Origin of the sequence: Caballeronia sp. LZ016 (genome assembly GCF_031450805.1) — a bacterium.
In the GTDB taxonomy this organism is placed as follows: Bacteria; Pseudomonadota; Gammaproteobacteria; order Burkholderiales; family Burkholderiaceae; genus Caballeronia.
Window position 1 is genome coordinate 98,679 of sequence record NZ_JARTVY010000004.1, and the last position, 12,947, is coordinate 111,625.

The window sequence follows — 12,947 nt, forward strand, 5'->3', positions numbered from 1 at the left end:
ATGATCGCGGAACTCGCGGACTGGCGCGGCGCGACGTTCGCGAACATGCGAAAGGCGATTCTCGCAGCCGATCCCGGCATCGTCGAAGAATGGAAGTACATGGGCAGCCCCGTGTGGTATTGCGACGGGATGATCGCCGTCGCGAATGCACACAAGGGCAAGGTGAAGCTGACGTTCGCGCACGGCGCGATGCTCGCCGATCCGGGCAAGCTCTTCAACGCCGGGCTGGACGGCAACACGCGGCGCGCGATCGATTACTTCGAAGGCGACGAAGTGGATGTGGACGGCCTCCAAGCTCTGGTTCGCGCGGCCATCGACCTGAATCGGAGCAAGGCGAAGAAGAAGCCCTGATCACCACCGCGGCTCGGACGTTCCCGGCGGCTCGGAAACGCGCTCGTAGCCGGCCGGCGTGCGTGCAAGCTGCGCGCTCGGCCGCACCGCTTCAAGCTCGCCGAAACCGGATGCCTGCCGTTCGAGATAAGGCGCGAAATCGGGGACGGTCGCGCGCAGACCGCCCTCGATCCGCCCGAGCGCGCGCAGCCAATGCCCCGTCTGCGCAAGCGACACCTGCACATGCCAGCTTCCGCCCTCACGCTGCTGCTTCCAGAGCGCGGCCGCCGCGCCGAATGCCATCAGAAAGCCGCTTGCCATGTCGAGCATCTGCATCGGCAAGGGGCGCGGCTTGCCTGCGCCTTCCGCCTCGCCTTCGGCTGCGTTGAAGCCCATCGCGGTTTGCACGAGGGAATCGAAACCGCGCCGCCCGGACCACGGTCCTTGCGTGCCGTACGCCGTCAGCGACACATACACGATCCCCGGCCGGCGCTGCGCCACGGCTTCCGGCGCGAAGCCGAGCGCCGCCAGCCCGCCCGGCCGATACCCCTGCGAGAAGACATGCGCGTCGTCGATGAGACGCCAAAGCGCCGCGCGGTCATCGCCGCTGCGCAGGTCGAGTTGCACCGAGCGCTTGCCGCGGCTCGTATCGGCGATGGCGGAGATGTTCGGCAGATGCGGCGAGTTCACGAGCATCACGTCCGCGCCGAACGCAGCGAGCGCGCGCCCGCCGACCGGACCGGCCAGAATGCGCGTCAAGTCCAGCACGCGCACGCCGGCGAGCGGGCGATCGTTCGACGACAGCGCCGGCAATTCGCGCGGCGGCGCATCGCCGATACGCGTGATCGTCATCAGCGGTTGCGCGGCGATGGCGCGTCCTTGCGCCGTCGCGTCCCAATCGTCGAAGCTGCGCAGCATCGTGACGACGAGTCCCCGCCCGGCGCAGGCATCCTCGAAATCGCTGGCGCGCCAGTCGAGCAGGGCACGCTGGGCGTCGTCGCGCGTGGCCGAGCCAGGATCGAGGCCCAGCACGCGCAACGCGCCGTCCTGATGATGAGCGAAGTTCGCGTGAATGCGCACGTAGCCGTCAGCGCAACGGTAAAGGCCCGAGAATGGGCCCCACGTTTCGGGCGCGTTGCCGTCGAGCATGAAGTGGCCGGTGCATTCGACCGCCGCATGCGTCATGTCGACGGTCACGCTTTGACGGGCCACGCCGCGCGCATGCGCGAGTTCGCAGGCAGCGAGCGCGGCGGCTGCAATCGTCGATTGTGCCGCCGTGCCGACCGCGAACGTGGATGGGAACACCGGGTCTTCGCCCGGCAATTCCGCGTAGGAAAGCGCGTCGCCGGGAAGGCCGGCGAGCTGCCAGAGATGCGTCAGTGTCTCGAAAGAGTCGGGCATGGTCGGGATCGCGTCGGCGTGGGAGATGCCGCATTGTCGCCCCGAATGGCGACGCGTTCCCGATCGGCGCAGTTCAGCCGCGCCGCGTCGCCAGTTCCGCGCCTTGCCGCAGCGCTTCGAGCATGCTGCCTTCATCGGCGATGCCCTTGCCCGCGATATCGAACGCCGTGCCGTGATCGACCGACGTGCGGATCACATCCAGCCCGACCGTCACATTGACGCCTGCTTCCAGCCCGAGCACCTTCACCGGCCCGTGGCCCTGATCGTGATACATCGCGACGACGAGATCGAAGTCGCCGCGCCCCGCGCGATAGAACAGCGTATCGGCGGGCAGCGGGCCGGTCACGTCGAGTCCCTCGTGCTGCAGCGCCTTCACCGCCGGAATGATCTTCTCTTCTTCCTCGCCGTAGCCGAAGAGGCCGTTTTCGCCCGCGTGCGGGTTGATCCCGCATACGCCGATGCGCGGCTTCGCAATGCCGGCCTTCACGAGCGTCGCGTTGCCGCGCTCGATCGTGCGGCGCACGAGGCCCGGCTCGATCTTGCGGATGGCATCGATGATGCCGATGTGCGTCGTCACGTGAATCACGCGCAACTTCGGCGCGACGAGCATCATCGACACTTCGTCCACGCCCGTCAGATGCGCGAGCATTTCCGTGTGGCCGGGGAACTTGTGACCGCCCGCGTGCAGCGCTTCCTTGTTGAGCGGCGCGGTGCAGATCGCATCGATCTGATTGGCCTGCGCAAGCTCGACGGCGCGCGCGATGTAGCGGTAGGCCGCATTGCCCGCGACAGCGGAAAGCTGGCCGAACGGCAGATCGTCGGGGATCAGTTCGAGGTCGATGCAGTCGATCACGCCGGGCTGATACTGCGCCTGCGACGCATCCTCGATGCGCCGCACGGTCGCGCGCACGGCGGTAATTTCGATCGCGCGTTCGAGACGGCGCGCATCGCCGATCACGAGCGGGCGGCACTGCTGGTACACGGCTTCATGCGCGAGGCTCTTGACGACGATTTCCGGGCCGACGCCGCTTGCGTCGCCCATCGTGATGCCGATTACGGGGAGATAGTTGGTCATGGTCGTTCGTTCAGATAGAGGTTTCGCGTGCGTTCTGTTTCCGCGCGGCTTCGGCCACGGCGGGCTGTCCGCGTAAATGCTGGTACGCGCCGTATAGCGCGTGCTCGCTGCCGAACGCGCCGGCTTTCGTGACGATGGCCGCGCCGTTGGCGGCGTTCGCGGCGTTCGCGGTGGTCGCACGGCCCAGCGCCACGCCGGCTTCGATCTCGCGCACGAGTTCGAGACTGCCGACGTTCGCCGCCGCGAGCATCGCGCGGGCGGTTTCGCCGCCGGTCGCGATCAGCCCGCCGAGCGTATCGAAGTGCGGCGCGACGAGCGCGGCGAGCGCGTTCGAAAGATGCGCGCCTTCGGCGGGATCGAAGGCGTCGTCGCGTCCTATTCGCACGATCAGGTCATGCCCGCCACGCAGCCGCGAGCCGATGTCGTCGCCCCAGGCGTTCCATTGCGGATGACGCGCGCCGTCGCGCAGCACCGCGGGCGGCACGATCAGCTCCGCGATGCCCGCTTCGCTGCGCAGCATCGCGCATTGCCGCTCGGAAACCGCCGACAGGCTGCCGACGAGCGCGAGCACCGGCCCGTGCGCCACATCCGCCGATGCGGGCCGCGCCGTCGTTGCAGCGGGCGCATCAAACAGGTCGGGCAGCGCGGCGAGTTCGCGCGCGAGGCCGCCGGAGCCGACCCAGAAGAAGGGCGTATCGAGCGATGCCGTGATGCGCGCGAGTGCGGCGAGATCGTCGCTTGTTTCGGCATCGACGATCAATGCGCTGATGCCTTCCGCCGCCGCCGCCGCAATGCGGGCGGCAAGCGTGTGCGGCGCGTCGCGCAAGGTCGAAAGCCCGATGTGCGCGCATTTCAGGCCCGCTGCCTCGAGCATTGCGCCGAGGCGTGCGTCTTGTCCCGCGTGTTCCAGTTGCCACGTTTCCGTCGCGTCGAGCGGCACGCCGTGCACGAAGACGCCGCCATCGCGCACCGCGCGGCCCGTCGCCGGAAACGCGGGCGCGACGATCGCGCAACCGGCGAGCCGTGCGAGCGCCGCGACTTCGGCGGTCCAGTTGCCGCGCAGCGTCGAATCGATCTTCTTGTACAGGCGGCGGCCGGGCGCCCGCAGCGCCTGCAATGCCTCGTCGACGCGCGCGGCGGCATCGGCGGGAGCGTGGCGGCGCGTGTCGGTATCGGCGGCGATGACCGTCGCGCCTTCGTCCGGCGCGTGCGGGTCCAGCGTGACGACCGTCTTGCGGCCTGCCGCGGCGAACGCGATCGCGCAATCGGCGGCGCCGGAGAGGTCGTCGGCGAGAATCAGGATGCTCGTGGACTGCGCGCTCATTGAGCGGCTCCGCGCTTGGCGCTTGCGTCGAGCGTGGCGCGGGCGTCGTTGCGGGCGTTCACCCGCTTCGCAATCGCCGCCGTGAGGATCGGCGTGACGATGGACGTGACGACGACGCAGGCCGCGACCAGCAGCGTCGCCGACCTGGCCGCTTCTTCATAGACCGGATTGGCTGCCGCGATCAGCGCCGGAACCGCCGCCGCATTGCCCGCCGTATTCGCCGCCGCCGCGCCTGCGACGCCGGTGCCGCCGGTCAGCCGGTCCGCGAAATAAAGCGGAATGCCGGTGAACACGACCACCGCGAGGCCCAGGCCGATGCCGAGCAGGCCCGCCTGCCATACCTTGTGCAGGTCGAGTCCCGCGCCGAGCGCGAGCGCGAAGAACGGGATCATCACCGGCACCGCGCGGCCCAGAAAATCGCGCATCTCGCGGTCGAGGTTGCCGAGCAGCATGCCGACGGCGAGCGGCAGGATGCTGCCGACGAGCGTGGGCCACGGAAACGCCGAAAGACCCGCGACGCCGAGCGTGACCATCGTCAGGAACGGGCCGGATTCGAGCGACATGATCGTGTACGCGCCGACATCTTCCTTGCGGCCGTACTGCCCCATCAGCGCCATGTACAGGCCGCCGTTGGTGTCGTTCATCGCGGCGACGACGGCGAGCGTCGAAATGCCCGCGAACATGCCGGAGCTGATGGGCTGCTCGCCGAGGAAGTGGCCGAGCACGATGCCCGCGATGATCGCCATGCCGACTTTGGTGACGAAGAGCGCGCCGCCCTTCTTGAGCAGGTACGGCGTGGCTTTCACGTCGATGCCCGCGCCCATGCAGACATAGAAGACCGCGAGGATCGGCAGCGCGCCGGTAAAGAGCGCATTCGTGAACGAGCCGAAGAATTTCGGCATGCCCGGCAGGAAGGTTGCGATGAGCGAGCCGATCAGAAGCGGCACGATCATCATGCCGCCGGGTACGCGCTCCACTGCGCGCTTGATGGGAATCTGAACCATGGGTGTCTCCGGGAAGGAATTCTGTCGATCCGATCAGAAAATGATCGATGCAATCAAACCGTAGTGTAATGATTGCGCGGATCGCGCGCAATTATCGGTGTCTAAGCGTTTACACTGATCGAATCGCGCACTTGCTGCGCAATGAATGATCGGAACGATCACGGCGACACTTTCTCCGTATCAGCATCGCGCGGGCCTGGGAGTGGCGCGGGATTCGATACACTTGGCGGCTCGCCGCCCGCGAGGCGCAACGCTCAACGCCCAACCACAGGAATCGCATGAAAGTCGAGAAACGCCGCGAGGCGATGCTGCAGGCCGTGCTATCCGGCATGAACGATGTCGCCGCGCTGTGCGAGCACTTCGGCATGTCGGAAGCGACGGTGCGGCGCGATCTGCGCGCGCTCGCCGACGAACGCCGGATCGTGCGGACTTACGGCGGCGCGGCGTCGGTCGGCGTGCATGAACCGGAGGAATCGCTCGATACGCGCCGCGAGAGCTTCCGCGAACAGAAGGAAGCCATCGCGCGGGCGGCGGCGCGGCACGTGCAGGACGGCGACACGCTGTTTCTCGACGGCGGCACGACGACCGCCGCGCTCGCGCGATGTCTCGCGGGGCACAAGGCGATCCAGGTCATCACGAACAATCTGCTGGCGGTGAGTGCGCTCGCCTCGGCGGATGTGCGCGTCACGCTCATCGGCGGAGACGTGCGGCCTTCGAGCATGAGCACGCTCGGGCCCATCGCTCAGGTCGCGCTATCGCGGCTTACCTTCGACAAGGCGTTCCTCGGCGCAGATGGCGTCGTCGCGGGGCGAGGGCTATGCGAGGCGACGGCGGAGCAGGCGTTCCTGAAGGAGTGCATCGTCGCGCAGGCGGCGAGCGTGTTCGTCCTGGTGACATCGGAGAAGCTGGAGCGCGCGAGCCAGCAGCACTGGACGCCGCTCGAGCGGGAGTGGACGCTCGTCACCGATTCCTTTGCCGATGACGCCGCCATCGAACGCTTCGAGCAGCGCGGCAGCGTGAAGGTGGAGCGGGCGGAGATGGACGCGCAGTAGGCGCGCTCATCGCGCGGCGAGCGCGAGCACCGCTTCGATTTCGTTGAGATCGACGGGCTTGGTCAGATGCGCGTCGAAGCCCGCCGCGCCCGTGCGCGCCACGTCTTCGTCCGAACCGAGGCCGGTCATCGCGGCGACGACCACGTGCGCGCCGCCTTGTTGCGCCCGCTCGCGAATGCCGCGAATCACGTCGAAGCCCGTGAGGCCCGGCATCGAAAGATCGAGCAGCACGACGTCGGGCCGCCGTTCGTCGAAGCGCTGCAGCGCCTCCTGGCCGTCGTAGGCGGAACGCGCCGAATGGCCGAGCATGTCGACGACGAGCGTCATGCTGTCGGCGGAATCGCGGTTGTCGTCGACGACGAGCACTTCCAGTTGCCGGTTCGCCGACGCTTCCGGCGCGGCGGGCTTCGGCGGTTCGTGCGCTGTCGCCTGCGCGAGCGGCAGCCACAGGCTGAAGACGCTGCCCTTGCCCGGCCCGTCGCTTCGCGCCTCGACGTGTCCGCCATGCAGTTCGGCGATCGCCCGCACGAGCGTCAGCCCGATGCCCAGACCGCCTTCGTCCGCATGCGCGCCGGGCGGATGTTCCTGCACGAAGAGATCGAACACGGCGCCGAGCGCATCGGCGGAAATGCCGCGCCCCTGATCGGTGACGCGCAGCAGCGCCGTGCCGCCGCGCGCGCCGGCTTCGAGCGTGATGGTCGATCCGGCCGGGCTGAACTTCGATGCGTTGTTCAGCAGGTTATTGAGCGCCTGCACGAGCCGCGTCGGATCGCCGTTGACATAGACGCGCTGCCCGCTTTCCTCGACGACGAGCCGCTGCTGCCGCGCATCGAACGAGGGCTGGCTGGCTTCGGCGCTCAGATGCACCACCTCCGCGATATCGACGATATCGGTCGTCAGGCGGATCTTTCCCGAACTCACGCGGCCCGCTTCGAGCAGGTCATCGACGAGCTTCGTCAGGTGAGCGAGCTGCCGGTCGACGATCTGGCGGCTGCGGATGACGTCGGCATCGTCCGATGCCTTCAGTTTCAAAATGCTCACCGCGTTGCGGATCGGCGCGAGCGGGTTGCGCAGTTCGTGGCCGAGGAGCGCGAGGAACTCGTTCATGCGCCGGCTCGACGCCTCCAGTTCTTCGAGGCGGCGGCGCGAGGTCATGTCACGCGTGATCGCGACGAAATCCTGCGCGCCGCCCTCCTTGGACGGCATCGCGCTCAAGGTCACGTGCGCCCAAAACTCGGAGCCGTCCTTGCGCACCCGCCAGCCTTCGTGCTCGACGCGGCCGTGCTCGCTCGCGCGCCGGATGATGTCGCCGGGACGGTCGCGGCCCAGTTCGTCGGGCGGATGGAAGAGCGCGAGATGCCGGCCGATGGCCTCGTCGGCGGTATAGCCGTAGAGCGCGTGCGCGCCGTCGTTCCACGAGCGCACGATGCCGTTCGGATCCAGCATGTAGATGGCGTAGTCGCTGACCGAATCGATCAGCAGGCGCAGGCGATGATTCGCTTCCGTCGCGCGCAGGCGGTCGGTGATGTCGTGGATGAAGCAGGTGAACTGACGCTGCCCTTCGTACCAGACCTCGCTGATGGTCAGTTCGGCGGTGAACTCGCTGCCGTCGCGGCGCTTCGCGGGAAGTTCGACGCGCGTGTCGATGACGCGCGCCTCGCCCGTCGCCAGATAGCGCGTGAGACCGGCGCGATGCGCGGCGCGGTGGCGTTCCGGCACGATGAACAGCGCGAGGTCCTGGTTCATGACTTCCTGCGCGCGCCAGCCGAAAAGCTTCGTCGCCGCCTCGTTCCAGTAGATGACCATGCCGGCTTCGTCGATGGAAACGAACGCGATGTGCGCGTTGTCGAGCACCGTCCGGCGGCGGCGCAGGGCATCCGCGAGCTTTTTCTCGAACTCCACGCGCAGCGACGATTCCACGCTCAGCGTCGCGCTGACGCTTGCGTGCTGCTCGACGAGCTGGCGATGCTCCTGTGCGATTTCCTCGCGCGCGATGGTCTCCGCGATGCACGCGCAGAACGCGTTGAGGATCGCGATATCCGCCTGGCTGAACTGTTCCGGCTCGCTGGAGATGAGCTTGAGCACCGCGACCGAGCGGCCGTCATAGATGACGGGCGCGACCACCATCGAGGCCGCGCCGACGGCCTGACACGCCGCGCGGTCCACGCGATGATCGGTGGCCGTGTTGCGGCTGATCAGCGCCTCCTGCCGCGCGATGCACAGCCCCGAGAGGCTGCCGGCGGACGGCAGTCGCGTGCCGACGTGTCTCGCTGCCGCGCCGCTCGCCGCGCGATAGACAAGCTCGTCGCCCTCGATCCATTCGATGACCGACGATGCGACGCCCGCGACTTCGCGCAGCGTGTCGGTGACTTTTTGCAGATAGTCCGGCAGAGGCAGCCGGGAATGCGCGAGGCTCGCGAACGTGGCGAACCACCGCTCGAAATGAGCGCGACGATTGTGTTGGGCCTTGGTTCTTCTATCCGGTGATGAAGTCTCGTACTGAAAACGCATGGCCCGTTTATGCATCGGTGAAACGCGATTCAATCGCGGAGATTAGCAGCGGTATATCGTCCGCTAATTGAAACACAAAAGGCAGTCAAACGTTTGCTTAATAATGCGACGGGTACTTTTTATCGTCCGCATGAAAGTCAGGGGGAAAGGCGTACTGATTTAATGCGGCGCGCAGGCATTGCAATCCGGTAATAACGACGCATTCCGTCAGTCCATCGGACAATATGGCGCCTCCTCTCAGGCAAGCGCGGTTTCGCCGGATGCGTCGGAGGTCGATTCTATGCGGCTCGCCGCCACCCAGCGCCCTTTGCCGGAGCGTTTCGCCGCGTAGAGCGCGGTGTCCGCATCGCGCAGCACGCCGTCCAGTTCGGTGTGATGCTGATCGAACATGGCGATGCCGATGCTGGCGCCGATGGTGAGTTCGCCGTCGCCATCGGTATGAAACGGCTTGCCCAATTCGACGACGAGCCGGTCCGCGAGCGCGAGCGGATCGGCGTGCGGCGGCGCGACGATCACGAACTCGTCGCCGCCCAGCCGCGCGACCAGCGCGCCATCGCCCGCGAGTTGCCGCAGGCGGCGCGAGACGAGCGCGAGCAGCGTATCGCCGACTTCGTGGCCGCGGGCGTCGTTGATCGCCTTGAAGCCGTCGAGATCGAGATAGAGGAGCGCATCGAACGCGTGTTCGTCCGCACGGCCGCAGCGCATGCGAAAGCGCACCGCCTGAAACAGCCCGGCGCGGTTGAGCAGGCCGGTCAGTTCGTCGTGACGCGCGCGGCGGTCGTTTTCCTGCTCGGCTTTCATCGTCGAGACGAGCATGCGGTTGAGACGCCACGCGGCGGCGCTCATCGCGAAAAGATAGAACGGGATTTGCAGCAGCGTCAGAAGAAGCGTCGGTTCCGCCGAAAGCAGTGCGCCGATGCAGCACGGCCCGAGCGACAGGAAGATCATCACCGCGACGAGACGCGGCGCGGCGAAATTGCGGAAGCATATGCCGCCGACCATCGCGGCCGCCGAAAGAAACGACAGCGTCGCGGCCACCCAGTCGCCCGACAGCACGCTGACGAGCGCCCCGTAGCCGACGGTCGCGCCCCACAGCGGCGCGAGCAGCACGTACGTGTCGGTGAGCGTCGATTTGCCCGCGCGGGCGCGGCGGCGCGCGACGATCAGCACGGCGAGCCGCGCGACGCAGACGGCGATTTCGAGCGCGAGCCAGGCGTCGAAGGCGAACGACGGATGCCGCCGCTGCAGCACCCACGCGACCGCGATCGTATTGAACACGCCGCCCGCGAAAATCGGCAGCGTGCCGAACAGGCTGCCGACGAGCGCGGCGCGGATCGCACGCGGAATGTCCGGGCCCGCGTGCAGCAGCCACGTCGCGGCGCGCCCGCGCGGGAGGGTAAATGATTCGATCTGTTGGTCCATGTCTGCGATGTGCGCGGCCGTGCAAGTGCATGGCCTTCGGGAGCTTTGTCCCACACATCGGATAACGGAATGAAAGGATCGAACTTTATGGTTGCGCGGTTCGGTGCGTGTTCGAATCGATGGTCAATCGTTTGCGGATGGCTCTGCTGCCGCCTGAATGTCGCGCGTGTTCTTCTGTACGGCCGTTGCGCCGAACAGGGCGAGCACGAAGGACATCGCATAGAAACCCTTTTCGCTCAGTTCGAGCGTCGCATTGACGAGGCCGACCACGAGCAGCGCGACGGCGAGCGTCAGCGCAATCCAGCTCAGCATGTAATAGAGCGTCGTCACCGGAATGCCTTCGGTGCGATCGCGCACGGTCTTTTGCAACGAGATTGCCGCATATAGGCCGAAGACCAGGACCGTGAAGTAATAGCCCTTCTCGTTCAACTGCATGCCCGCATTCCACAGGCCGACCAGATAGGCGGCGAAACCCGCGAACAGCGCGCCCCACGAAGCAGCGACGAAGGCGGGAGAGGGGCGTTGCGAAGGGATGCTAACCATTTGTTGAGTTCCTTGAATGCCCGAAAGACGCCGGCAAGCCGGCTTAAGGGCTGGCACTCTAACAGGGAAGATTTATGAGAGAAAGGCTACGGTTCTGGTGTTTTCACGCGCCCGCGCTGCTACCCGCCTGCACGATCTCATCCATCAGCAGGCGCACGCCCGCGGAGAGTTGCGCATCGCGGCGCGTGACCATCTCGTACGGCTCGCTTTTCGACGTGAACGCAAGCGGCAGCGTGCACACGACGCCATGCGCCGTGCAAAAGCGCGCGACATCGACGGACACGAGGGCGACCAGCGACGGATTCTTCTGCAAGAGCGCGAGCGTCGCGAATGCGGAGGTGGTTTCCAGCAGATGCGATGGAAAGCGCAGCCCCGCATCGTGGAACTCGCGCTCCAGCAGCAGGCGCATCGGCATGTTCGCGCGATACACCACCCAGCGATGCTTCGCGAGGTCGGCGAGCGCCACGCGTCGCCGCCTGGCGAGCGGATGATCGACGTTTGCGATCACGGCAAGCGTCTCCTGCTGCACGATGACGCTGTCGTACAGATACGGCGTCTGGCTGACGCTCGTACGGCACACGGCGACATCGAGCCGCCCGGCGTCGATGAGGCCGAGCAGGCTCGCGCTCGTATCCTCGACGATCTCCACCGACATCTCCGGCTGACGCGTGCTGACTGCGGTGATCGCATCGGTGACGAGCGGCACCGCGCCCATGATCACGCCGACCGACACGCGCCCGCCATAGCCGCGCATGATGCCCACGATCTCCTCCCGCAGATGCGCGATATCCGTATGAATGAGCCGCGCATAGCGGATCACGCAATGGCCGACGGCGTTCGGCTCCAGCCCGCGATGTGTCCGCACGAAAAGCGGCGTGCCGAAGGTCGTTTCGATCTCATGCAGCGCCTTGCTCGCGCCCGGCTGCGTCAGCGCGAGTTGTTTCGCCGCGCCCAGCAGCGAACCGCGTTCTTCGAGCGCGATCAGCAAGCGCAACTGCCGCACATGCAGGCGCGAGAGGATAGAGTTGAGCGACGGCGTCATGAGGGAAAGTTATACCGGTATCACATGCCGTCAGTATCGAGGACGGGGATGCGCTCGTATACTCGGTTAAGCGCTATAACCTTTCGTCATTCCACCATGGCTCTCATCAATTACATCACACAGATCCAGTTCGACTTCGGCGCGGTGCGCCTGCTCGCCGGCGAGTGCGAGCGCTTCGGCATTCGCCGCCCGCTGATCGTGACCGATGCGGGCATCCGCGCGGCGGGTCTGCTGGACAAGGTCGTCGATGCGCTCGGTCCGCAATTCACCGCGCCGGTCTTCGACGCGACGCCCCCGAACCCGAATGAAGCCGCGGTGCGCGCGGCCGTCGACCTGTATCGCGCGAACGATTGCGATGGCGTGATCGCGGCGGGCGGCGGCTCGTCGATCGATCTGGCGAAGGGCGTCGCCGTCTGCGCGACGCACGAAGGCCCGATGTCGAGCTTCGCGGTGATCGAGGGCGGCCTCGCGCGCATCACGGCGGCGACGGCGCCGGTCATCGCCATTCCGACGACGGCGGGAACCGGCAGCGAAGTGGGCCGTGGCGCCATCCTGATTCTCGACGATGGCCGCAAGGTCGGCGTCATCTCTCCGCATGTGGTGCCGAAGGTCGCCATCTGCGATCCGGAACTTACGTTCGGCCTGCCGCCGATGCTCACGGCCGCGACCGGCATGGACGCCATCGCGCATTGCCTCGAAACCTTCATGGCGCCGGCGTTCAACCCGCCCGCCGACGGCATCGCGCTCGACGGCCTCTGGCGCGCGTGGCGGCACATCGAGCGCGCGACCCGCGACGGTTCCGACCGCGCCGCGCGCTGGAACATGATGAGCGCATCCATGCAGGGCGCGCTGGCGTTCCAGAAGGGCCTGGGTTGCGTACACAGCCTGAGCCATTCGCTGGGCGGCATCAATCCGAAGCTGCACCACGGCACGCTCAACGCGATCTTTCTGCCGGCGGTGATTGCCTTCAACAGCACGGCATCGTCGATGGTCGAAGAGGACAAGCTCGCGCGCATCGCGCAGGCGATGGGTCTCGCCGCCGGCGACGACGTCGGCGACGCCATCCGCCGGATGACCGCGGCGCTCGGCTTGCCGCGCGGTCTCGCGGAACTCGGCGTGACGCGCGATCTGTTCCCACGCATCATTGCGGGCGCGCTGAAGGATCACAGCCACAAGACGAATCCGCGCGACGCGTCGAGCGACGATTACACCGCGATCCTCGAAGCATCGATGTAAGGCCGGG

General features: G+C 66.9%; 11 protein-coding genes. 3 read left to right on the forward strand and 8 right to left on the reverse strand.

Translation table 11 applies throughout. The features are described 5' to 3' along the window. Positions 1–351, forward strand: coding sequence for a DUF1801 domain-containing protein (locus P9220_RS20930; RefSeq protein WP_309768210.1), 351 nt, complete (start codon positions 1–3; stop codon positions 349–351). Here P9220_RS20930 and P9220_RS20935 read toward each other — a convergent pair whose 3' ends face one another. The 4 genes from P9220_RS20935 to P9220_RS20950 all read right to left on the reverse strand — a co-directional run bounded on the left by P9220_RS20935 (position 352) and on the right by P9220_RS20950 (position 5,134). Further along, positions 352–1,731, reverse strand: a complete 1,380-nt coding sequence (locus P9220_RS20935; protein ID WP_309767379.1) for a CoA transferase — start codon at positions 1,729–1,731, stop codon at positions 352–354. It abuts the gene before it with no gap. A 73-nt stretch (positions 1,732–1,804) separates the two neighbouring features. After that, positions 1,805–2,806, reverse strand: a complete 1,002-nt coding sequence (gene pdxA / locus P9220_RS20940; protein WP_309767381.1) for a 4-hydroxythreonine-4-phosphate dehydrogenase PdxA — start codon at positions 2,804–2,806, stop codon at positions 1,805–1,807. Positions 2,807–2,816: 10 nt separating this feature from the next. After that, positions 2,817–4,130, reverse strand: a complete 1,314-nt coding sequence (locus tag P9220_RS20945) for a four-carbon acid sugar kinase family protein (protein ID WP_309767382.1) — start codon at positions 4,128–4,130, stop codon at positions 2,817–2,819. Then, a complete protein-coding gene (locus tag P9220_RS20950; RefSeq protein ID WP_309767383.1) occupies positions 4,127–5,134 on the reverse strand; it encodes a 2-keto-3-deoxygluconate permease in 1,008 nt (335 codons plus the stop codon). The genes P9220_RS20945 and P9220_RS20950 overlap by 4 nt, the downstream gene beginning before the upstream one ends. A gap of 278 nt (positions 5,135–5,412) precedes the next feature. Here P9220_RS20950 and P9220_RS20955 point away from each other — a divergent pair, with 278 nt between their 5' ends. After that, positions 5,413–6,186 carry a DeoR/GlpR family DNA-binding transcription regulator gene (locus P9220_RS20955; protein ID WP_309767385.1) on the forward strand — a complete coding sequence of 258 codons (774 nt, stop codon included), beginning with the start codon at positions 5,413–5,415 and terminating at the stop codon, positions 6,184–6,186. Positions 6,187–6,192: 6 nt separating this feature from the next. Here P9220_RS20955 and P9220_RS20960 read toward each other — a convergent pair whose 3' ends face one another. From P9220_RS20960 to P9220_RS20975, 4 genes are all read right to left on the reverse strand, one after another. Then, a complete protein-coding gene (locus tag P9220_RS20960; protein ID WP_309767386.1) occupies positions 6,193–8,712 on the reverse strand; it encodes a PAS domain S-box protein in 2,520 nt (839 codons plus the stop codon). A 222-nt stretch (positions 8,713–8,934) separates the two neighbouring features. Continuing rightward, on the reverse strand, positions 8,935–10,119 hold the full coding sequence (locus tag P9220_RS20965; protein WP_309767387.1) for a GGDEF domain-containing protein: 1,185 nt from the start codon (positions 10,117–10,119) through the stop codon (positions 8,935–8,937). 123 nt (positions 10,120–10,242) lie between these two features. Further along, positions 10,243–10,662 (reverse strand): inner membrane protein YiaA, encoded by a 420-nt coding sequence (gene yiaA, locus P9220_RS20970; RefSeq protein ID WP_309767388.1) that lies wholly within the window; start codon positions 10,660–10,662, stop codon positions 10,243–10,245. A gap of 103 nt (positions 10,663–10,765) precedes the next feature. Beyond that, positions 10,766–11,704, reverse strand: a complete 939-nt coding sequence (locus P9220_RS20975; protein ID WP_309767389.1) for a LysR family transcriptional regulator — start codon at positions 11,702–11,704, stop codon at positions 10,766–10,768. 96 nt (positions 11,705–11,800) lie between these two features. On the opposite strand from P9220_RS20975, the gene P9220_RS20980 reads away from it, so the two are divergent. Then, positions 11,801–12,940, forward strand: a complete 1,140-nt coding sequence (locus P9220_RS20980) for an iron-containing alcohol dehydrogenase (protein ID WP_309767390.1) — start codon at positions 11,801–11,803, stop codon at positions 12,938–12,940. Positions 12,941–12,947 lie beyond the last annotated feature (7 nt).

Bases quoted from the DNA above. Each gene is read 5' to 3' on its own strand.
- P9220_RS20930 (WP_309768210.1), top strand. From the start codon at position 1: ATGATCGCGGAACTCGCGGACTGGCGCGGCGCGACGTTCGCGAACATG.
- P9220_RS20935 (WP_309767379.1), bottom strand. From the start codon at position 1,731: ATGCCCGACTCTTTCGAGACACTGACGCATCTCTGGCAGCTCGCCGGC.
- pdxA (WP_309767381.1), bottom strand. From the start codon at position 2,806: ATGACCAACTATCTCCCCGTAATCGGCATCACGATGGGCGACGCAAGC.
- P9220_RS20945 (WP_309767382.1), bottom strand. From the start codon at position 4,130: ATGAGCGCGCAGTCCACGAGCATCCTGATTCTCGCCGACGACCTCTCC.
- P9220_RS20950 (WP_309767383.1), bottom strand. From the start codon at position 5,134: ATGGTTCAGATTCCCATCAAGCGCGCAGTGGAGCGCGTACCCGGCGGC.
- P9220_RS20955 (WP_309767385.1), top strand. From the start codon at position 5,413: ATGAAAGTCGAGAAACGCCGCGAGGCGATGCTGCAGGCCGTGCTATCC.
- P9220_RS20960 (WP_309767386.1), bottom strand. From the start codon at position 8,712: ATGCATAAACGGGCCATGCGTTTTCAGTACGAGACTTCATCACCGGAT.
- P9220_RS20965 (WP_309767387.1), bottom strand. From the start codon at position 10,119: ATGGACCAACAGATCGAATCATTTACCCTCCCGCGCGGGCGCGCCGCG.
- yiaA (WP_309767388.1), bottom strand. From the start codon at position 10,662: ATGGTTAGCATCCCTTCGCAACGCCCCTCTCCCGCCTTCGTCGCTGCT.
- P9220_RS20975 (WP_309767389.1), bottom strand. From the start codon at position 11,704: ATGACGCCGTCGCTCAACTCTATCCTCTCGCGCCTGCATGTGCGGCAG.
- P9220_RS20980 (WP_309767390.1), top strand. From the start codon at position 11,801: ATGGCTCTCATCAATTACATCACACAGATCCAGTTCGACTTCGGCGCG.